The sequence below is a fragment of the Nonomuraea sp. NPDC049649 genome (assembly GCF_040675175.1).
Taxonomy (GTDB): domain Bacteria; phylum Actinomycetota; class Actinomycetes; order Streptosporangiales; family Streptosporangiaceae; genus Nonomuraea.
In genome coordinates, this window is the sequence record NZ_JBFAOH010000020.1 from 51,032 (window position 1) to 70,944 (window position 19,913).

Annotated in this window: 22 protein-coding genes; 13 read left to right on the plus strand and 9 right to left on the minus strand. The window is 72.2% G+C overall.

Annotated elements, in window-relative coordinates; all coding sequences use genetic code 11:
* Positions 1 to 18: 18 nt before the first annotated feature.
* From AB0J42_RS23820 to AB0J42_RS23835, 4 genes are read right to left on the minus strand one after another with little or no spacing between them, the layout of a single operon-like run.
* A complete protein-coding gene (locus AB0J42_RS23820; RefSeq protein WP_364297884.1) occupies positions 19 to 576 on the minus strand; it encodes a hypothetical protein in 558 nt (185 codons plus the stop codon).
* A gap of 5 nt (positions 577 to 581) precedes the next feature.
* Positions 582 to 1,481 (minus strand): zinc metalloprotease HtpX, encoded by a 900-nt coding sequence (gene htpX / locus AB0J42_RS23825; RefSeq protein WP_364297886.1) that lies wholly within the window; start codon positions 1,479 to 1,481, stop codon positions 582 to 584.
* 3 nt (positions 1,482 to 1,484) lie between these two features.
* Positions 1,485 to 1,763, minus strand: a complete 279-nt coding sequence (locus AB0J42_RS23830) for a hypothetical protein (protein ID WP_364297888.1) — start codon at positions 1,761 to 1,763, stop codon at positions 1,485 to 1,487.
* A complete protein-coding gene (locus AB0J42_RS23835) occupies positions 1,760 to 2,557 on the minus strand; it encodes a PspA/IM30 family protein (protein WP_364297890.1) in 798 nt (265 codons plus the stop codon). Before AB0J42_RS23835 ends, AB0J42_RS23830 begins: the two co-directional genes overlap by 4 nt.
* 151 nt (positions 2,558 to 2,708) lie before the next feature.
* Between AB0J42_RS23835 and AB0J42_RS23840 the strand changes: the two genes are divergently transcribed.
* Both AB0J42_RS23840 and AB0J42_RS23845 read left to right on the plus strand, forming a co-directional pair.
* Positions 2,709 to 3,293: a DUF3043 domain-containing protein gene (locus tag AB0J42_RS23840; protein WP_364297892.1), complete on the plus strand. Its 585-nt coding sequence runs from the start codon at positions 2,709 to 2,711 to the stop codon at positions 3,291 to 3,293.
* A 57-nt stretch (positions 3,294 to 3,350) separates the two neighbouring features.
* Entirely contained in the window at positions 3,351 to 4,352 is a 1,002-nt protein-coding gene (locus AB0J42_RS23845) for an aldo/keto reductase family protein (RefSeq protein WP_364297894.1), read from the plus strand.
* 57 nt (positions 4,353 to 4,409) lie between these two features.
* On the opposite strand, the gene AB0J42_RS23850 is transcribed toward AB0J42_RS23845, so the two are convergent.
* Positions 4,410 to 4,616, minus strand: coding sequence for a hypothetical protein (locus AB0J42_RS23850; protein ID WP_364297896.1), 207 nt, complete (start codon positions 4,614 to 4,616; stop codon positions 4,410 to 4,412).
* A 148-nt stretch (positions 4,617 to 4,764) separates the two neighbouring features.
* Here AB0J42_RS23850 and AB0J42_RS23855 point away from each other — a divergent pair, with 148 nt between their 5' ends.
* Positions 4,765 to 5,880 carry a bifunctional adenosylcobinamide kinase/adenosylcobinamide-phosphate guanylyltransferase gene (locus AB0J42_RS23855; protein ID WP_364297898.1) on the plus strand — a complete coding sequence of 372 codons (1,116 nt, stop codon included), beginning with the start codon at positions 4,765 to 4,767 and terminating at the stop codon, positions 5,878 to 5,880.
* 145 nt (positions 5,881 to 6,025) lie between these two features.
* On the opposite strand, the gene AB0J42_RS23860 is transcribed toward AB0J42_RS23855, so the two are convergent.
* Complete coding sequence (locus tag AB0J42_RS23860; RefSeq protein WP_364297900.1) at positions 6,026 to 6,823, minus strand: ATP-binding cassette domain-containing protein; 798 nt, start codon at positions 6,821 to 6,823, stop codon at positions 6,026 to 6,028.
* A gap of 82 nt (positions 6,824 to 6,905) precedes the next feature.
* Here AB0J42_RS23860 and AB0J42_RS23865 point away from each other — a divergent pair, with 82 nt between their 5' ends.
* A complete protein-coding gene (locus tag AB0J42_RS23865; protein ID WP_364297902.1) occupies positions 6,906 to 7,622 on the plus strand; it encodes an aminoglycoside 3'-phosphotransferase in 717 nt (238 codons plus the stop codon).
* A complete protein-coding gene (locus AB0J42_RS23870; RefSeq protein ID WP_364297904.1) occupies positions 7,619 to 8,473 on the plus strand; it encodes an adenosylcobinamide-GDP ribazoletransferase in 855 nt (284 codons plus the stop codon). Before AB0J42_RS23865 ends, AB0J42_RS23870 begins: the two co-directional genes overlap by 4 nt.
* On the opposite strand, the gene AB0J42_RS23875 is transcribed toward AB0J42_RS23870, so the two are convergent.
* The 3 genes from AB0J42_RS23875 to AB0J42_RS23885 are packed head-to-tail and all read right to left on the minus strand — an operon-like array spanning position 8,455 to position 10,669.
* On the minus strand, positions 8,455 to 9,366 hold the full coding sequence (locus tag AB0J42_RS23875) for a CPBP family intramembrane glutamic endopeptidase (RefSeq protein ID WP_364297906.1): 912 nt from the start codon (positions 9,364 to 9,366) through the stop codon (positions 8,455 to 8,457). The genes AB0J42_RS23870 and AB0J42_RS23875 overlap by 19 nt on opposite strands.
* A complete protein-coding gene (locus AB0J42_RS23880; protein WP_364297908.1) occupies positions 9,363 to 10,325 on the minus strand; it encodes a hypothetical protein in 963 nt (320 codons plus the stop codon). The genes AB0J42_RS23875 and AB0J42_RS23880 overlap by 4 nt, the downstream gene beginning before the upstream one ends.
* A complete protein-coding gene (locus tag AB0J42_RS23885; RefSeq protein ID WP_364297910.1) occupies positions 10,322 to 10,669 on the minus strand; it encodes a GntR family transcriptional regulator in 348 nt (115 codons plus the stop codon). The genes AB0J42_RS23880 and AB0J42_RS23885 overlap by 4 nt, the downstream gene beginning before the upstream one ends.
* A 104-nt stretch (positions 10,670 to 10,773) precedes the next feature.
* Here AB0J42_RS23885 and AB0J42_RS23890 point away from each other — a divergent pair, with 104 nt between their 5' ends.
* From AB0J42_RS23890 to lipA, 8 genes are all read left to right on the plus strand, one after another.
* Positions 10,774 to 12,252 carry a leucyl aminopeptidase gene (locus AB0J42_RS23890; protein WP_364297912.1) on the plus strand — a complete coding sequence of 493 codons (1,479 nt, stop codon included), beginning with the start codon at positions 10,774 to 10,776 and terminating at the stop codon, positions 12,250 to 12,252.
* A gap of 42 nt (positions 12,253 to 12,294) precedes the next feature.
* Positions 12,295 to 13,659: a dihydrolipoyl dehydrogenase gene (gene lpdA, locus AB0J42_RS23895; protein WP_364297914.1), complete on the plus strand. Its 1,365-nt coding sequence runs from the start codon at positions 12,295 to 12,297 to the stop codon at positions 13,657 to 13,659.
* Positions 13,660 to 13,696: 37 nt separating this feature from the next.
* Positions 13,697 to 15,151 carry a 2-oxoglutarate dehydrogenase, E2 component, dihydrolipoamide succinyltransferase gene (gene sucB / locus AB0J42_RS23900; protein ID WP_364297916.1) on the plus strand — a complete coding sequence of 485 codons (1,455 nt, stop codon included), beginning with the start codon at positions 13,697 to 13,699 and terminating at the stop codon, positions 15,149 to 15,151.
* A 311-nt stretch (positions 15,152 to 15,462) separates the two neighbouring features.
* On the plus strand, positions 15,463 to 16,356 hold the full coding sequence (locus AB0J42_RS23905; RefSeq protein WP_364297918.1) for a TIGR01777 family oxidoreductase: 894 nt from the start codon (positions 15,463 to 15,465) through the stop codon (positions 16,354 to 16,356).
* Between the two features lie 33 nt (positions 16,357 to 16,389).
* On the plus strand, positions 16,390 to 17,127 hold the full coding sequence (locus AB0J42_RS23910) for a peptidase E (protein WP_364297920.1): 738 nt from the start codon (positions 16,390 to 16,392) through the stop codon (positions 17,125 to 17,127).
* A gap of 38 nt (positions 17,128 to 17,165) precedes the next feature.
* A complete protein-coding gene (lipB, locus tag AB0J42_RS23915; RefSeq protein WP_364297922.1) occupies positions 17,166 to 17,858 on the plus strand; it encodes a lipoyl(octanoyl) transferase LipB in 693 nt (230 codons plus the stop codon).
* A 43-nt stretch (positions 17,859 to 17,901) separates the two neighbouring features.
* The gene (locus AB0J42_RS23920; RefSeq protein WP_364297924.1) at positions 17,902 to 18,858 is read left to right on the plus strand and encodes a hypothetical protein; all 957 of its coding nucleotides are present in this window, start codon (positions 17,902 to 17,904) and stop codon (positions 18,856 to 18,858) included.
* A gap of 46 nt (positions 18,859 to 18,904) precedes the next feature.
* Positions 18,905 to 19,834, plus strand: a complete 930-nt coding sequence (gene lipA / locus AB0J42_RS23925; RefSeq protein WP_364297926.1) for a lipoyl synthase — start codon at positions 18,905 to 18,907, stop codon at positions 19,832 to 19,834.
* Positions 19,835 to 19,913: the final 79 nt, after the last annotated feature.

Sequence of the window (19,913 nt, forward strand, 5' to 3'; positions counted from 1 at the left end):
CCAAATCGGGGAAAGCGGTCAGAGGCCGGGAGCGCCCCAGACCGGGAACCAGCGCCCGAGGTCCTCCTCCAGCGGCAGCTCGTCGGCGAGCACGCCGCGCGCCTGCAGTTCCAGGGCGTTGTCGCGGCGCTGACCTGCCAGCGGCGCGAACGGATAGAACGTTCCGCGCTTGTAGAGGTAGACCACGGCCAGCCGCCTGCCGTCGCGGTCGGCGAACGACACCAGCGAGCACAGCAGCGACGGGCCGAACCCGGCGCCCTCCAGGGAGGAGTTGACCGCGTGCAGTTCGGTGACCAGGTCGCTTATGGCGTCCGGTGTCCGGCGCACCAGCAGCCAGGTGTAGCCGTAGCTGTCGGTGAACTCCTCGACCCTGCCGCCGAGCAGGGCCTTGACGTCTTGCTCCAGATTGGCGAAAGCGCCGCCTTCGGCGGCGCGGAACGACACCGAGCCGGTGCCTGTCGGCGCCATCCCGGTGGCTGCTTGCAAGGTCACTGCCGCCGACGGCAGCGCGAACAGCGCATCGAGGTTGGGTTTGGCCGGTTTCGACCGGCCGAGGATGGCGTCGAGCCAACTCATCGCGCTCAGCCCCTTCCGAGTTGGTTGGAGATCTTCGCGAGCTGGTCCAGCCGGCGCTCCAGCGGCGGGTGCGTGGAGAACAGGCTGGCCAGCGCCTCCCCCCTGGCCAGGGCGGGCGCGAAGTAGAACGCGTTGAACGGCTCCGCCTCACGCAGATCTCGGGTGGGGATCCTGGCCATGTCCCCGGAAATCTTGACCAGCGCGCTCGACAGGGCCGAGGGCTGCTGGGTGAGCAGCGCCGCCGCCCGGTCGGCCGACAGCTCGCGGTAGCGAGACAGGGCCCGGGTCAGCAGGAAGCTCACCGCGTAGACGATGATCGAGACGAGCATGACGATCAGCCCGACGGGCAGGCCCCCCTGCCCGTTCGAGCGCCGGCTGCCGAGCCCCGTGTAGAGCGCGACCCGCGTCATCAGCCCCGCCACGATGCCCAGGAACGACGCGATCGTCATCACCGCCACGTCGCGGTGCGCGACGTGGGACAGCTCATGAGCCAGCACGCCCTCGAGTTCGCGCGGCTCCAACCGGCGCAGGAGGCCGGTCGTCACGCAGACGACCGCCTTCTTGCGGTTGCGCCCGGTGGCGAACGCGTTGGGGACGTCGGACTGCGCGATCGCCACCCGGGGCTTCGGCATGTCGGCCATGGCGCAGAGCCGGTCGATCATGCCGTGGAGCTCGGGGGCCTCCTGCGGCGAGACCTCCCGCCCGTGCATCGCGAAGAGCGCGATGCGGTCGGACAGGAAGTACTGCACGAACAGCAGGACCCCCGCGATCACCAGCACGGTCACCGCCTGCGCGCCCAGGGCGATGAGCACGCCGACGAAGACCACGTAGAGCAGACCCAGCAGGAACATCGTCACGACCATGCGGCGGGTGAGACCGCTGTCGGGCGCGAACCTGGTCTTCATCGCCTAGCCCGGGATCAGGCCCTGGTCTCCCAGCATCTCCCGGACTTCGTCTATCGAAGCGTCCGCGGGGGGAAGGATCAGCTCGGAAGGCTCCAGGGAGTCGTCCGGCAGTGACTTTCCGACATGGCGGACCTTGTCGAGCAGCGCGTGCAGCCTGACCCTGAACTGCTGCTCGTCACCGGCTTCGATGGCCGACTCGAGCTCGCTGTCGAGCTCGTTGAGCACGGCGATGTCCTCCGGCGAGATCTCGATCTGCCCCTCGCCCATAATCCTGACGATCACGCGCCCTCCCCCGGCTGACGAAGCTGCTGGGTCTGAGCCTGCTGCTGCTGCGGCTGCTGCTGGCCCTGCTCGATGGCGCTCTGCGGGGCGGGGCCCTGGCCGAGCTCGGCCTTCATCCTGGCCAGCTCCAGCTCCACGTCCATGCCGCCGCCCATGCGGTCGAGCTCGGCCTGGATGTCGTCGCCGCGGGTGCCGCTGACGTCGTCGAGCGCGCCGCTGGCGAGCAGCTCGTCGATGGCGCCGGCCCGGGCCTGCATCTGGGCGGTCTTGTCCTCGGCGCGCTGGACCGCGAGGCCGACGTCGCCCATCTCCTCGGAGATGCCGGAGAAGGCCTCGTTGATGCGCGTCTGCGCCTCGGCGGCGGTGTAGGTCGCCTTGATGGTCTCCTTCTTGGTGCGGAAGGCGTCGACCTTGGCCTGCAGCCGCTGCGAGGCCGTGGTCAGCTTCTCCTCCTCCGCTTGCAGGTTGTCGTGCTGAACCCGGAGGTCGCTGATCTGGGACTGCAGGTTGGAGCGGCGCTGCAGCGCCTCCCTGGCCAGGTCCTCGCGCCCCACGGACAGCGCCTTGCGGCCCTGCTCCTCAAGACGCTTGCTCTGCTGCTCAAGACCGTTGATCTGCAGTTCCACACGCTTGCGAGAGGTGGCGACGTCCGCCACGCCACGACGCACCTTCTGCAGCAGCTCCAGCTGCCGCTGATAGGAATAGTCGAGGGTCTCGCGTGGATCCTCCATCTTGTCCAAGGCCTTGTTGGCCTTGGACTTGAAGATCATTGAAAGTCTCTTCATCACGCTCATGCGCGTCGGCCGTCCCCTTCTTCGGTCGTGCTGTGATCACCCAGTGCAGCGCAGCCGCCTTGGGATTACCCTACGCATAACGCACGAGGGCGTCACTAAGTTGCAGTCCAGGTAGGGTTGACGTGTGTTGCGACGCCGTTCTCAATCCTCCGTGGACGACACCCCTGTCTCCGTCGACGATCCTAAGCCCCAGGGCAAGGGACGTCCCACCCCCAAGCGCCGGGATGCCGAGAGCAGGCGGCGCCAGCCGGTCAGCGCGCCGAGAGACCGTAAAGAGGCCTATCGGCAGATGCGGGCCAAGCAGGCCGCCGAGCGCGAGCGGGCCCGCCGGGGCATGCTGGCGGGCGACGAGCGCTACTTTCCGCCGCGCGACAAGGGCCCGGCGCGGAAGTTCGCGCGCGACTGGGTCGACTCCCGGAGGCTGCCCAGCCAGTACTTCCTGCCGTTCTCGCTGCTGATCCTGCTGGCGACCTGGATTCCGTGGCCGCCCGCGATCCGCGTCCAGGTGCTCAACGCGGTGATCGCGGTGGGGTGGCCGGTGATGATGATCGGCGTGCTGTTCACCTCCATCTACGTGTCGTGGAAGGTCAAGCGCGAGGTGGCGGCGAAGATGCCGGACGAGCCGGTGCGCGGGGTGGGCTTCTACGCCGCGATGCGCGCCCTGCAGATCCGCAAGCTGCGCTTCCCGCCGCCCACGGTGCTGCCGGGCGGCAAGCCGGTGCAGCCGAGGAAGTAGCTCCCGCGGCGTCCGCTTGATGACCATGGAGCCGCGGAAAGGCCTTAAGGTCGGATCATGGAATTCCGTCACCTCGGCCGCAGCGGTCTCATGGTCAGCGAGATCAGCTACGGCAACTGGCTCACCCACGGCTCCCAGGTCGAGGAGGACGCCGCCAAGCAGTGCGTGCAGGCGGCGCTCGACGAGGGCATCACCACCTTCGACACCGCCGACGTCTACGCGGGCACCAAGGCCGAAGAGGTGCTCGGCCGGGCGCTGAAGGGCGTCCGCAGGGAGTCCCTGGAGATCTTCACCAAGGTCTACTGGCCGACCGGCAAGGGCCCCAACGACCGCGGCCTGTCGCGCAAGCACATCACCGAGTCGATCCACGGCTCGCTGCGCCGCCTCCAGACCGACTACGTGGACCTCTACCAGGCGCACCGCTTCGACTACGAGACGCCGCTCGAGGAGACGCTCAAGACCTTCGACGACCTCGTACGCCAGGGCAAGGTCCTGTACGTGGGCGTGAGCGAGTGGTCGGCGCCGCAGATCGCCGAGGCGCTGAAGATCGCCGACCAGATGGGCTTCGACCGGATCGTGTCCAACCAGCCTCAATACTCGATGCTGTGGCGGATCATCGAGGGCGAGATCGTGCCGCTCTGCGAGCGCGAGGGCGTCGGCCAGATCGTCTGGTCGCCGATCGCTCAGGGCGTGCTCACCGGCAAGTACCTGCCCGGCCAGGCCCCGCCCGAGGGCTCCAGGGCGACCGACAAGGCCGGCGGCGCCGACACGATCGCCCGGTTCATGAACGACGACGTGCTGACCAAGGTGCAGGAGCTCAAGCCCATCGCCGCCGACCTGGGCCTGTCCATGGCGCAGCTGGCGGTGGCGTGGGTGCTGCAGAACCCGAACGTCTCCAGCGCGATCGTCGGCGCCAGCCGGCCTGAGCAGGTGCGCGACAACGTGAAGGCGGCGGGCGTCAAGCTCGACGCCGACGTGATGAAGCGCATCGACGACGTGCTCGGCTCGGTCGTGGAGCGCGACCCCGCCAAGACGGTGAGCCCCAAGCAGCGCCCCTGACGCGCGAGAACCCCTTGAGCCCCGGAGCTCAAGGGGTTCTCCCGTCTTCCGGGGGCGTCACTCCTGGCGCAGCGACATCCCCCGATACTCGACCCGGTCCTCGTTGAGCAGCGTCACCTGCTCGACCCCCTGGTCGAGCAGCTCACGCCAGTTCTCGCCGAGCCACGACTCGGCGTCGGCCTGGCTGGTAAAGACCTCACGGGACAGGGGACGGTCCGTCACCTCACCGCCGTGCGCGTCCTCGTAACGCCAACGCCATGTCATCAACTACGCTCCTTCTCCGCAGGACCGCCGGCACACCCCCCGGCGGCATTGGAACCCTACTCCGTCCGATCGCTCCCGCACGCGCCCCGGCGCCCGCCGCGTCGGCCCGGGCCCGGGTCCTGTCCGGCGGGTTTGTACGCTCGGCGCGATGAAGCTTCTCCTGACCGGGACCGCCGGCGCGCGCGGCTGGCCCGAGCCCGGGTGCCCGTGCGCGTCCTGCGCCGTCACGGCCCCCGCCCGCCGCCCGTTCGGGCTGATCGTCGACGACGTGGTGTCGTTCCCGTGGACCGGCGTGCCGCCCGGGTACGAGGTCTCCGCGGGCGGCCTGGCGCTCCGGGGGCCGGACGGGCACCGGGTGCTGTACGCGCCCGCGGACCGTGAGCCGCCCCTCGACGCCGCGTCCCCGTACGACGTCGTCCTGATCGACCTCCTGGATCACCCGGAGAGGCTCGGGCTGCTGCGCCGGATCGGCGCGGTCACCAGCCGCACCCGCGTCGTCGCCGTCGGCCTGGACCACCGCGTCCGCTCCCCCCAGGAGCTGGACAGGCGCCTGAGCCTGTGGGGCGCCACCGCCGTCCCGGACGGAACCACCCTCCGCCCGGGCACGCCCCCGTCCCTCCGCCCGGGCACGCCCCCATCGAACGCGAGCCGGGCCCGCACCTCTCACGGCACCCCGCCGGACGTGATCCCGTACACCCTCACCCTGCCGGATGAAATGGTCCTGGACGCCGGACCCGGTGCCTCTCCCCCGAGACGGACGCTGATCCTCGGCGGGTCGCGTTCGGGCAAGTCGGCCGAGGCCGAGCTGCGGCTGGCCGCCGAACCGTACGTCACCTACGTCGCCACCGGCCCCGCCGCGGAGGGCGACGCGGAGTGGGCGGCCCGGGTGCGCGCCCACCGCGAACGGCGGCCCGCCCACTGGGACACCCGGGAGACCACCGACCTGGCCGGGACCATCCGCACCGCGACCACCCCGCTGCTGATCGACGGCCTGGGCACCTGGCTGGCGGCGGTCTTCGACGAGCACCACGCCTGGGACGGCGACCGCGGCCCCGTGGACCAGCGGTGCGGCGAACTGGTGAACGCCTGGCGTCAGGCACGCGGGCGCGTCGTCGCGGTGTCGGACGAGGTCGGCATGAGCGTGGTCCCGGCCACGGCCAGCGGCCGCGCCTTCCGCGACGCCCTGGGCCGCCTCAACGAGCGCCTGGCGGCCGAATCGGAAGACGTCACCCTGGTCGTGGCAGGCCGCCCCCTCCCCCTCTGAACCAGGCAACCCAGAAACGAACGAAGCGACCGTACGGACGCCCCGCCGAACCCGAAGAACGCGCGGCGGCCCCTATCTGTCTCTAACGGACAGAACGGGCGTACCAGCGGCCGTGCAGACGCCCCTTCCCTGAGATCGGAGACCCTCAGCGGACCGAGCGGGCGTACCAGCGGCCGTGGAGGCGGTCGACGTGGAGGGGGAGGCCGAAGCAGTCGGAGAGGTTGGCCGGGGTGAGGACGTCCGCCACCGGGCCCGCCGCCAGCACCCGCCCCTCGCGCAGCAGCAGCGCGTGCGTGGTCGTGGCGGGCACCTCCTCCAGGTGGTGGGTGACGGTGATCGTGGTCAGCACCGGGCGGGTCTCGGCCAGGTGCTCGACGGCGGTGATGAGGTCTTCGCGGGCGGGCAGGTCGAGCCCGGCGAAGGGTTCGTCGAGGAGGAGCACCGCCGGGTCGGCCATGAGCGCCCTGGCCACCCGGATCCGGGCCCGCTCCCCCTGTGAGCAGACCCGGAACCGCCGGTCGGCGAGGTCCTTGCAGCCGAGGTCGGCGAGGAGCCGCAGGGCCCGCTCGTGCTCGGCGTCGCCGTAGCGGTCCCACAGGGGGGCGCTGGTGGCGGTGTGGCCGGTGAGCACCACGGTGTGGGCGGTGGCGCCCTCCTCTTCCAGCAGTTCCTCGTCGATGAGGTGCTGGCTGGAGGAGACCAGCCCGATGTGGCGGCGTAGCTCGCGCAGGTCGACGCGGCCGAGCCGGTGGCCGAGCACGGTCACGGCGCCCACGGTGGGGTGCCGCACGGCGGCCGCGAGCGACAGCAGGGTCGTCTTGCCGGCGCCGTTGGGGCCCAGGACGACCCAGTGGTCGCCGTAGGCCACCCGCCAGTCGACCGCGTCGAGCAGGGTCTTGCCGCCCGCCCGGACGCCTACGCCTTCGAGTTCAACCACGTGCATCCGGCCAGCCTAGGGGAATCCGGTGACCGGTCCGCCGCCACGCTGTCAAAACGCCTGGTTGGAGCCCTTAGGATCGGTAATCATGCGCTTCCCTGAGAACATCTTCGACCTGGTCGGCGGCGAGGATGCGATCTGGTCTGACGACCATTCGGGCCCCGAGACGCTGCGGGTGACCGGCCCCAACGGCGAGTTCTTCATCAAGCAGGGCCCGCTGGCGGTGACCGAGCACGGGCGGCTGCGCTGGCTGAAGCGGTGGGCGAACGTGCCCGACGTGGTGGCCTTCGAGGGCAACGTGCTGGTGCTGGCCGAGGCGGGCTGGCGGAGCCTCGATCGCAAGCCGCCGCCCGAGGCCGGCACGATCATGGGCCGGGCGCTGCGCGCGCTGCACGCGATCCCGGTGGAGGAGTGCCCGTTCGACGAGCGCCTGGACGTCAAGCTGGACCGGGCGGCCGAGCGGGTGCGGGCGGGGCTGGTCGACCGGGCGGCCGTCGCCGCGCGCCACGCCGGTCTGACGCCCGAGCAGGTGTACGACAAGCTGCTGCTGGAGCGCCCGGCCGACGAGGATCCGGTGGTCACGCACGGCGACTTCACCCCGGCGAACGTGCTGGCCTCGTACTCAGGGGAAGCGATCTTCGTGGATCTCGGCGAGCTGGGTGTGGCCGACCGCTACATGGACCTGGCCGTCGCGCTGCTCCACCTGGCGGAGCCGGCCGCCGCCGACTTCCTGGCCGCGTACGGGCTGGACGAGGTCGACGAGGCCAAGCTGGCCTATTACCGGTCGCTCCACTCTCTGCTGTGAGCGCCGGCGGGCTGCGCCTGGCGTTCGGCACGCTCAGCGTGTTCCCGGTACGGGTGACGCGGGTCGACCGTGTGACGGCGGGGCGGGCGATGGCGCTGGCCCCGGCGGTGGGGCTGGTGCTGGGCGCGGTCGCGGCGCTGCCGTTGCTGCTGCCGGGGCCGCCGCTGCTGGGCGCGGCGCTGGCGCTGGGGCTGCTGGCGTTACTGACGCGGGGGCTGCACCTGGACGGGCTCGCGGACCTGGCGGACGGGCTGGGCAGCGGGAAGCCCGCCGCCCAGGCGCTCGACATCATGAAAAAGTCGGACATCGGGCCGTTCGGCGTGCTGGCCGTGCTGTTCACGGTCCTGGTCCAGGTGGCGGCCCTGACGGAAGCGGGGGCCGCCGGCCTGGTGACGGCCTGCGTGGCGGGCCGCCTGACGCTCGCCTGGGCCTGCCGCCCCGCCGTGCCCGCCGCCCGGCCCGGCGGGCTGGGCGCGATGGTCGCGGGCACGGTACGGACCGGCACCGCTCTCGTGGTGACCGGCGCCGCCCTGCTCGTCACCGCGGCCCTCTGCCCGGCCGCCACGGCGGTGCGGGTGTGGGCCGCGGAGGCTCCCGAGCGGCCTGCTGACGAGTTCCGGAACCTGTACATCTACGTCGAGTCCCTGGGGCCGAGCCCCTACGCGGCCGTCTGGGAGCTGTGGCCGGGGGTTCTCGGCCCGCCCGTCGCGCTGCTGGCCGGGCTGGGCGCCGCGCTGGCGCTGCTCCGGCACGCCAGGCGCAGGCTCGGCGGGGTCACCGGTGACGTGCTGGGCGCGCTGGTGGAGACCGCCGCCGCCGCGACCCTGGTGGTCTACGCGCTGGTCGCCTGAGACGCGGCCGCCTCCTCGCCGGACGCCGCCCGTACCGGGAAGGCCTTGAGCAGGACGGCGCCGCAGATCGCGAGCAGGACCCAGCCCACGAGGCCGGTCAGCCCGGCGAGCGCCATGTTGGGCGGCTCGGCGGCGTCGCCGATGACCAGGATGATGGGCGCGGTCGCGTTGAGCGAGCCGTGCGCCACGACGGCGGGCCACACGCTGCCCGAGCGGAGCCGCAGCCAGCCGAACACCACCCCGGCGATCACGCAGAAGCCGGTGAAGTAGAGGGCGGCCCCGGCGCCGAGGTTGGGGTAGTTGTAGCCGAGCAGGGTGAGCGGCGCGTGCCAGAGCCCCCAGATCAGGCCCGAGAGCATCAGCCCGGCCACGACGCCGCGCGTGCTGGTGAGCCGGGGCACCAGGTAGCCGCGCCAGCCCCACTCCTCGCCCAGCGAGGGGATGGCGTTGAGCAGCGGCCCGGCCACGACGCCGACGACGAACTGCAGGACGAACGCGGTGGTCAGGTCGGCGGGCACGGGCACGTTCTGCGCCTCCAGCTGCGACCGGAAGAGGCTCAGCCCGTCCAGGTCGAGGCTGACCAGCCCGAGCGCGACGCTGAGCGCCAGCGAGGCGACCAGCAGCGCGGGGACGCCGAGCCAGGCGGCGATCACGATCAGCGCGGTGCGGCCCTTGCGCTCCCCGAGCGTGAGCCCGGTCTCGCGGGCCCAGGCGCGGAACGGCGTCCGCGACACCCGCCACGCCGCCAGCACCCCGAGCGAGGGCGTGAACATCATGATCATGCCCAGGACCGGCAGCAGCGGATGGCTCAGGCCGCCGCCCAGCCAGAGCGGCAGCGCGACGAGCCAGGACAGGACGAAGGAGACGGCGAGGAAGAGGGGGAGCGGTTTCACGCGGCCGTCCTTTCTGCTATGAGGGTGTTGATCAGTGCGGCGCCGCGCTCGGCGTCGTCGATGCTGACGCCGAGCCGGCCGCCGGAGTGGTAGGTGAGGATGAGGCATTCGCCGCCGCGCAGCATGATGGTGGTCCTGCCGGGCAGGCCGCGCAGTCCCCAGCCGCCGACCTGGCTGGGGTACCGCTCCTCGACGTGAGCGTGATGGATCTTGTCCAGCCGGATGCGCCGGACCGGCCAGCCGAACGGCCCGAACGCCAGCACCAGCCCGTCCTCGCTGACGCGCGCGCTGAGCGACGACGCGAAGAGCCCGACCAGCAGCACGACCACCAGCGCGGGCAGCACGGCGGCGATGGACGACATGCGGACGAACCCGGTCATCTCCAGGGTGCCGAGCACGAACAGCACGGCGGCGCCCGCGCCGCTGATGATCAGCGGCCACGGGTTGCTGATGCGGCTGACCCAGACGGCCCGCTCGCCGCTGCGCAGCCTGAGCCGCGGCGGCTGTGCGTCGTACGCGGGCGGGTCGGGCTCGCCCCTGCCCAGATAGCCGGAGAGCACCGCGACCGCCAGCGGCAGGATCACCACCGCCGCCGTGGCGAGCGGGTCCAGCCGCGCGTCCGTCCAGACCGGGGCGTCGAGGTTGGCCCAGAGCGTCGTGGCGGAGATGAGGATCGCGAACAGCGCGCCGCCGGAGAACAGCGCCCACCAGGACACCCGCCCCGGCCTGCTGTCCACGGCCCGCCGGGCGGCCGCGACCAGGCCCAGCCAGAGGAGGCCCCACAGCGCCGCCATCATGATCAGGTGGACGGAGAAGGACGCCGCGTTGTCGGGGACCATGCCGGGCCCCCAGTGGATGGCCATCGGGTCGGGCAGCCGGTCACGCAGCGCCAGCGGCGGCGCGACCACCGCGGCGGCCACGACCGCGCCCGCGGGCAGGGCGGCGGTGCGGAGGTTCATGCGAGCTCCTCGATAAGGGTGATCAGGTCCTCCCTGCGGTATCCGTACTTCCTGGCCTCGTCCAGCAGTTCGCGCGCCCGCTCGCGGAGCAGGGCGCGACCGTCGGCGCGGGCGGAGACGCTGACGCCGCGCCCGCGCCTGAACTCCAGCAACCCCTCGTCGCGCAGCTCGCGCAGGGCGCGCAGCACGGTGTTGGAGTTGATCCCCAGCGCCGCCGCGATGTCGCGGGCCGGGGGCAGCCGGTCACCGGGGACGTAGTGGCCCTCGCCGATCGCGCGCCGGATGGCCGCGGCCACCTGCTCGTGCAGGGGGCGGGCGTCGTTGAGGTCCAGCGTCAGCAACATGGTGCTAATGAAACTAGCACCATGTCGTTACCGGCGCGAGAGGCGAATCATGGGATGAGCCCCTGTTTGTTAGTCGGCAGAAACCCTCGATAGAGTCGGTTTACGTGACCACTGTGCGGCTGAACTCAGCAGATCCCGTCTCGTTCGACACCGACGCGCTGATCGTCGGTTTCCGGTCCGGCCCCGAAGGTCCTCGTCCCGCGACGAGCGCGGAGCCCCTCGATTCGGCCTTCGGCGGCAAGTTGGCCGCCTCCCTGTCCTCTCTGGGGTTCGACGGCAAGCCCGGTGAGGTCGCCAAGCTTCCCACCTTCGGGTCCGTCACCGCGCCGCTGCTGGTCGCGGTCGGCCTCGGGGAGTCGGACGACCTGGAGAGTCTGCGCCGCGCCGCGGGCGCCGCGGTGCGCTCGCTGGCCGGCACCGCGCGCGCCGCGCTGCTCCTGCCGGCCGACTCGGCGGAGCAGGCGGAGGCCGTAACGCTGGGCGGGCTGCTGGGGGCCTACGCGTTCTCGCGCTACCGCACCGACGAGGGCCAGAAGGAGCCGGTCGGCGAGCTGACCGTGCTGTCCGGCGCGCCCGCCGAGGCCGCCGAGCGCGCCACTGTCCTGGCCGAGTCCGTCACCCTGGTGCGCGACCTGGTCAACACCCCGCCGTCCGACCTGTGGCCGGCCAAGTTCGCCGAGATCGCCGAGCGGACCGCCACCGAGGCCGGCCTGTCCGTCGAGGTGCTCGACGACAAGCAGCTCAAGGACGGCGGCTACGGCGGCATCATCGGCGTCGGCCAGGGTTCGGCCAACCCGCCGCGCCTGGTCCGCCTCTCCTACACCCACCCCGAGGCCGGCAAGACCCTGGCGTTCGTCGGCAAGGGCATCACCTTCGACTCCGGCGGCCTGTCGCTGAAGCCCTCCGCGTCCATGGACTGGATGAAGTCCGACATGGGCGGCGCGGGCGCGGTCTTCGGCGCGCTCGTCGGCATCGCCAGGCTGGGCCTGCGGGTCAACGCGATCGGCTACCTCTGCCTGGCGGAGAACCTGCCGAGCGGCACCGCGCAGCGCCCCTCCGACGTCATCCACAGCTACAGCGGCAAGACCGTCGAGGTGCTCGACACCGACGCCGAGGGCCGCCTGGTCCTGATGGACGGCATCGCCCGCGCCGCCGAGGACAACCCCGACGCGATCATCGACGTGGCCACGCTGACCGGCGCCCAGATCGTCGCGCTCGGCTGGCGCACCGCCGGCGTCATGGCCAACGACGACGAGCTGCGCGAGCTGGTCGTCGAGGTGGCGGGCGCCGCGGGCGAGGGCGCCTGGGGCATGCCGCTGCCCGAGGAGCTGCGCAAGGGCCTCGACTCGGCGGTCGCCGACATCGCCAACCTGCAGCCGGACCGCTGGGGCAGCATGCTCGCCGCCGGCCTCTTTCTGAAGGAGTTCGTGCCCGACGGGGTGCGCTGGGCCCACATCGACATGGCCGGTCCCGCGTTCAACAAGGGCGAGGCGTACGGCTACACGCCCAAGGGCGGCACGGGCGCCGTCACCCGCACGCTCATCGGACTGGCCGAGCGGCACGCGGGCACCGCGAACAAATGAAAAGATGAAGGCGTCAAGACCACCCCGACAAGGAGCCTTCCTGTGGCCTACGACATCGTCGTCCTAGGTGGCGGCAGCGGCGGGTACGCCTGCGCGCTGCGGGCGGCCGAGCTGGGCATGTCCGTCGCGCTGGTCGAGAAGGACAAGATCGGCGGCACCTGCCTCCACCGGGGGTGCATCCCCACCAAGGCCATGCTGCACGTCGCCGAGGTGGCCGACGAGACCAGGGAGAGCGAGTCGGTCGGCGTGCGGGCGCGCTTCGACGGCATCGACGTCCAGGGCGTCCACGCGTTCAAGGACAAGATCGTCAACCGTGCCTGGAAAGGCGTCCAGGGCCTGCTCAGGTCCGCGGGCGTCACGATCGTGGAGGGCGAGGGCCGGCTCGCCGGCCCTCGCCGCGTCCAGGTGGGCTCCCAGGTGTACGAGGGGAGCCACGTGGTGCTGGCGACCGGCTCGGCGCCCCGGTCGCTGCCCGGCCTGCGGATCGACGGCGAGCGGATCATCACCAGCGACCACACGCTGACGATGGACCGGGTGCCGTCCTCGGTGGTCGTGCTGGGCGGCGGCGTCATCGGGGTCGAGCTGGCCAGCGTCTACCGGTCGTTCGGCGCCTCGGTGACGATCGTCGAGGCCCTGCCCCGCCTGCTGCCGGCCGAGGAGGAGTCCAGCTCCAAGCTGCTGGAGCGGGCCTTCCGGCGGCGCGGCATCAAGTACGAGCTCGGCGTGCGCTTCGACGGCGTCAAGGTCACCGACGTCGGTGTCCTCGTCACGCTCGACAACGGCAAGACCCTCGAGTCCGAGATCCTGCTCGTGGCCGTGGGCCGCGGCGCGGTCACGGAAGACCTGGGCTTCGAAGAGGCCGGGGTCGCCGTCGAGCGCGGCACGGTCACCGTCGACGAGCACTGCCGCACCACCGCGCCCGGCGTCTACGCCGTCGGCGACCTGATCGCCACCCCTCAGCTGGCCCACGCCGGGTTCGCCGAGGGCATCATGGTCGCCGAGCACATCGCCGGGCTCGCCCCGGCGCCCATCGACTACGCCGGGGTGCCGCGGATCACCTACTCCGACCCCGAGGTCGCCTCGGTCGGCATCACGTCCGCGCAGGCCGCAGAGCGCGGCATCGAGATCGTCGAGCAGGTCTACGACCTGGCGGGCAACCCCAAGAGCCAGATTCTCGGCACGGCGGGCGCGGTCAAGGTGCTCGCCCGCGAGGACGGGCCGGTCGTCGGCGTCCACATGGTGGGCCGCCGCATCGGTGAGCTCGTCACCGAGGGGCAGCTCATCTACAACTGGGAGGCGCTGCCCGCGGAGGTCGCCCAGCTCATCCACGCACACCCGACGCAGTCAGAGGCGCTCGGGGAGGCGATGCTGGCCCTGGCCGGCAAGCCGCTGCACGTCCACAAATAGTCCAGCCCTCGAGATCAGAACGCGAGAGAAGATAACGATGCCGGTCTCCGTACAGATGCCCCAGCTCGGCGAGAGCGTCACCGAGGGCACCGTCACCCGTTGGCTGAAGAAGGAGGGCGAGCGCGTCGAGGCCGACGAGCCGCTCCTCGAAGTGTCGACCGACAAGGTCGACACCGAGATCCCCTCGCCCGCCGCCGGCGTGCTCCAGAAGATCGTCGTGGCGGAGGACGAGACGGTGGAGGTCGGCTCCGAGCTGGCCATCATCGACGAGAGCGGCCAGGCCGGCGCGGCCGCCCCGGCCCAGGAGGCGGCACCCGCCGCGCAGCCCGAGCCCGAGCCCGAGCCGCAGCCGGAGCCCGAGCCGCAGCCCGCCCCCGCCTCGTCGATCCCGCAGCCCGCCCCGGCCCCGGCTCCCCAGCCGGCCCCGCAGCCCGCGCCCCAGCCCGCCCCGCAGCCCGCCGCCGCCCAGCAGGCTCCGGCGCCGCTGCCCACCTCGGGTGACAGCCCGTACGTGACGCCGCTGGTGCGCAAGCTGGCCAATGAGCACGGCGTGGACCTCGACTCCATCACCGGCACCGGAGTCGGCGGCCGCATCCGTAAGCAGGACGTGCTCGAGGCCGCCAGGCGGCTCCGCGAGCAGGCCGCCGCCGCCCCGCAGGCCCCGGCCGCCGCCCCCGCCGCACCGGCCGCGCCCGCGCCTCAGGCCGCCGCTCCCGCCCAGGCCGCCGCTCCGGCGCCCGCGCCCGAGCCGGTCGAGGTCGACACCACGCTGCGCGGCCGCACCGAGAAGATGTCGCGGCTGCGGCAGGTCATGTCCAAGCGGCTGGTCGAGTCGCTCCAGACGGCCGCCCAGCTCACCACGGTCGTCGAGGTCGACGTCACCAAGGTGGCGCAACTGCGCGAGCGGGCGAAGGACGAGTTCTTCCGCCGCGAGGGCGTCAAGCTGACCTTCATGCCGTTCTTCGAGATGGCCGCCATCGAGGCGCTCAAGCAGCACCCGAAGCTCAACGCGACGATCAACAACGAGACCATGGAGGTCACGTACTTCGACGTCGAGCACCTGGGCATCGCGGTCGACACCGAGCGCGGCCTGATCGCGGCGGTCATCAAGAACGCCGGCGACCTCAACCTCGCCGGGCTCGCCCGCAAGACGGCCGACCTGGCCGAGCGGACCCGTGCCAACAAGGTCACGCCTGACGAGATCACCGGCGGCACGTTCACGCTGACCAACACCGGCAGCCGCGGCGCCCTGTTCGACACGCCGATCCTGAACCAGCCGCAGGTCGGCATGCTCGGCACCGGCGCCGTCGTCAAGCGTCCCGTCGTGCTCGACACGCCCGAGGGCGAGGTCATCGCGATCCGGTCGATGGTCTACCTGGCGCTCACGTACGACCACCGCCTGGTCGACGGCGCCGACGCCGCCCGCTTCCTGACGACGATCAAGCGTCGCCTGGAGGAGGGCCGCTTCGAGGCCCAGCTCGGCCTCGGCTGATCCCCGACACACCGGTGAGAGGGCCGGGCGCGCACGTCGCGCCCGGCCTTCCCCGTTCCCGGGCAGAACCTCTTCTCGGTGATCGGCCAACGCCCTGCCCCGCACGCACCGGTCCGCGAAGGTGCGGGGTCAGGAGGATGTCGTGACGTTCCCGCCTTGACGGGCCCGGCGGTACGAGGGAGGAGACACCGCTCTGCGCTTCTCTCCCCTCCGCACACCGACGGAGGCCGGAGGGCATCCCTCACAGCGCGCCGGGGGGCGACCCTCCGCGGTGCGGGTGCCGGGAGGGGGTGGCGGCGTAGGGTGGGGGTATGGCGATCATCGTGACCGGGGCTTCGGGGTTGCTGGGCGGGGCGCTGGTGGCGGCGCTGCGGGGCGCGGGCGAGCGGGTGGTCACTCTGGTACGGCGGGAGCCCAGGAACGCCGATGAGGCGATGTGGCGGCCCGCTGAGGGGGTGCTGGACCCGGGGGTACTCGACGGGGCGAGCGCGGTGGTGCATCTGGCCGGCGCGCCGATCGCCGACAAGCGGTGGAACGCCGCGTACAAGAAAGAACTCGTACGGAGTCGCGTCGACAGCACGCGGGTGCTGGTGCGCGCGATCCGGGAGACGGAGCGGCGGCCGGGCGTGCTGGTCTCCGCCTCGGGGGTGGACTTCTACGGCGACACCGGCGACCGGGTGGTCGACGAGAGCGAGCCGAAGGGGACCGGGTTCCTGCCGGAGCTGTGCGGGCGGTGGGAGGCGGAGGCGGCCGCCGCCGAGGACGCCGGGGTGCGGGTGGCGCGGCTGCGGACGGGGATCGTGCTGAGCGGGCGGGGCGGCGCGCTCCGCCGGATGCTGCCCGTGTTCAAGGCCGGTCTGGGTGCACCGCTGGGGTCCGGCCGGCAGTACTGGTCGTGGATCAGCGAGCCCGACTGGGTGGGCGCGGTCCGTCACATTCTGGCGACGCCCGAGGTGTCCGGGCCGGTCAACATGGCCTCCCCGGAGCCGGTCACCAACGCCGCCTTCACCCGGGCGCTGGGCCAGGTGCTGGGCAGGCCGACGCTGCCGATGCCGGTGCCGAAGATCGCGCTGACGATGGGGATCGGCGAGTTCGCGGCGGCGGGGCTGCTGCCGAGCCATCGCCTGCGGCCGGGGAAGCTCTTGGACAGCGGGTACGAGTTCACCCATAGCGACCTCACGAACGCGCTCCGCGCCGTACTGTAGGCAACTGTTCCGACTTCGCTCCAGGAGATCGACATGACCAGGTCGAGCCAGTCGCACATCCTCGCGATCGGAGGCGGCTCGTTCCGCCCCACCGGCCGCTTCGGCACTATCGAGGCGAGCCCGCTGCTGCGCTACGGTCTCGACCTGACCGGGCAGGACCGTCCCAAACTCGGCCTGCTGGCCACCGCGACCGGCGACAGCGCCGACTGGCTGCTGAAGATGTACGGCGCGTTCCACGGCTGGGACGTCGAGGTGAGCCACCTGTCCCTGTTCCCGATGCCGAACGTCGAGGACCCGCGGGCCTGGATCCTGGAGCAGGACGTCATCTACGTGAGCGGCGGCAGCGTGGCCAACCTGATGGCGCTGTGGCGGCTGCACGGCCTGGACGAGGCGTTCGAGGAGGCGTGGCGGGCCGGGGTGGTGCTGTCGGGGCAGAGCGCGGGCGCGCTCTGCTGGCACGTGGGCGGCAACACCGACTCCTTCGGCCCCGAGCTGCGGGTGTGGTCCGACGGGCTGGGCCTGCTGCCGTACTCGTGCGGGGTCCACTACGACTCCGAGCCGCAGCGCCGCCCGCTGCTGCACGCGTCGGTGGCGAGCGGCGAGCTGCCCGGCGGGTACGCGGCCGACGAGGACGTGGCGCTCCACTACGTCGGCACCGAGTTCATCCAGGCGGTGACCTCCCGCAGCGGCGGCTACGCCTACCGGGTGGAGCACGACGGCGACGGCGGGGTCAAGGAGTTCAGGATCGAACCGCGGCTGCTGACATCCTGAATTACCCTACAAGGGTGACGGAACGGCACAATGGACACATGCGCCCCAGCGACGGGGTCGACCCCCACTCTCTCGCCATCGTCCGTCTAGGCGTCGACGTCCCCTACGAGCAGGCCTGGTCACTGCAGCGCTGGGTGCACGGCAAGCGGGCCGCCGGTGAGCTCGGCGACACGCTGCTGATCCTGGAGCACGCGCCGGTCTACACGGCCGGCAAGCGGGCCGCCGATCACGAGCGCCCCTCCGACGGCACCCCCGTGATCGACGTCGACCGGGGCGGACGGGTCACTTGGCACGGTCCCGGGCAGCTCGTCGCCTACCCGATCGTCGCGGTCGAGAACGTCGTCGACTACGTGTGCCGCCTGGAGGAGACGATGATCCAGGTGTGCGCCGACTTCGGCGTCACCGCCCGGCGCGTCACCGGGCGGCCCGGGGTCTGGGCCTCCGGGGATCCCAGCCTGGGGCTGCCCGACCGGCAGCTCGGCGCGGTGGGCATCCGGGTGTCGCGCGGGGTGTCGATGCACGGGTTCGCGCTCAACTGCGCGAACGACCCGCGCTGGTTCAACCGGATCGTGCCCTGCGGGCTGCCCGACGTCGGCGTGTCCACGCTGTCGGCGGAGACGGGCCGGCGCATCGTGGCCGACGAGGTCATGCCGATCGCGGAGAAGCGCCTGGCGGAGGCGCTCGGCCGGGAACCGTTCGACCTCCACGAGGAGGATCTGCTGCGCCGCTGACGGGCCCTACTCAGGCGGCCGGGCGCTGCCTATGCTCGGAGCCGTGAAGCGTGCCGCCGCGTTAGCCGTCGCCCTGCTCGTCCACGCTTTGACGTTCGCGTTCATCGTGCTGGGCGCGTGGACGATCGTGGCGGGTGCCGAGTACGTCTTCGCGGTGCTGGCCGGCGGGGCGCTGATCGGCATCGGGTGGGTGCTGCGGCCACGCCTGCCGCGGCTGCCCGCCGACGCCGAGGTGCTCGGCCGCGCCGAGGCCGCAGAGCTGTACGGGGCGGCCGGGCGGGTGGCGTCCGCCCTGGGCGTCAGGCCGCCGGAGCTGGTGGCGGTCAGGGATCTGGCGACCGAGACCACGTACCGGAAGGTCGGGCTCAGGCGCAGGCCGGTGCTGGTGGTGGGGCTGCCGGTGTGGCTGGCGCTGACGCCGCGGCAGCGGGTGACGCTGCTGGCGATGTCGTACGCGGGCGAGGCGGGCGCCGACGACCTGCTGGTGGGCGGCGCGCTGTGGACGCTGGGCGAGTGGCGGCAGGCGCTCATGGGCTCGGCGCCGCTGACGCCCCGGGAGGACGCCCGCGACAAGATCGCCCGTGAGCTCGCGCACGACACGCCGGGCACCGCCTACGAGGTGGCCGGGTGGCTCGGCCGGGCGATCGGCGGGGTGCTGGGCACGCCGGTGCTGGCGGCCGAGTACGCGCTGAAGCGGCTGGCCCGCTCGGGCGACAGGCGGGCGCGCGAGCGCGCGCTGACGCTCGCCGCGCAGGCGGTCACCCCCGAGGAGGTGGCGGAGCTGGAGGAGCTGGTCGCCGGCGGCCGCTATCTGGCGCCCATGCAGGCGGCGGCGCTGCGCGGCGAGAGCGTGCCGGAGATCAGGCGCGACGCGCTGGCCCGCGCCGCCCGGCCGGGCTCGGCGCCCGAGCTGCTGGGCGAGGCCGAGTCCGCGCGGATCGACGACGAGCTGCTGGCCCACTACACGCGGGCCATCCGGGGCTTCGGGCTCATCAGCTGATCCGCCCCCTGAGCGGCCACCGAGGCGGGAGACGTAAGCTGGCAGTGTGACCGTTGCTCCTGAAGGCCGAAAGCTCCTCCGCCTGGAGGTGCGCAACGCCGAAACCCCTATCGAGCGCAAGCCCCCGTGGATCAAGACCAAGCTGAAGACGGGCCCCGAATACACCGAGCTGAAATCGCTCGTGCGCCGCGAGGGCCTGCACACGGTCTGTGAAGAGGCGGGCTGCCCCAACATCTACGAGTGCTGGGAGGACCGCGAGGCGACGTTCCTCATCGGCGGCGACCAGTGCACCCGCCGCTGCGACTTCTGCCAGATCGACACCGGCAAGCCCAAGGAGTACGACCGAGACGAGCCGCGCCGGGTGGCCGAGTCCGTCCGGCAGATGGGCCTGCGCTACGCGACCGTGACCGGCGTGGCCCGCGACGACCTGCCCGACGGCGGCGCCTGGCTCTACGCCGAGACCGCGCGGCAGATCCACCAGATGGTGCCCGGCTGCGGCGTCGAGCTGCTCGTGCCCGACTTCAACGGCGACCGCGACCAGCTGGAGGAGGTCTTCTCCAGCAAGCCCGAGGTGTTCGCGCACAACGTCGAGACCGTGCCGCGGATCTTCAAGCGGATCCGGCCGGCGTTCCGCTACGAGCGCTCGCTCCAGGTGATCACCACGGCCCGCGAGGCCGGGCTGGTGACCAAGTCCAACCTCATCCTCGGCCTGGGCGAGACCCGCGAGGAGGTCCTGGAGGCGATGCGCGACCTCCACTCCGCGGGCACCGACCTGCTCACCATCACGCAGTACCTGCGGCCGAGCCCCCGTCATCACCCGGTGGAGCGCTGGGTCAAGCCGGAGGAGTTCGTGGAGCTGCAGCAGGAGGCCGAGGCGATCGGCTTCGCCGGCGTGCTGTCCGGCCCCCTGGTCCGCTCGTCCTACCGGGCGGGCAGGCTCTACCAGCAGGCGATCGCCGCCCGCCAGACGACCTGATCCCGCGCGGGAGCCCCGGGGACGCCCGGGGCTTCCCGGGCGCGTTCCCCTTCCTGTCCTTTTCGTTTGTATCCTTCCT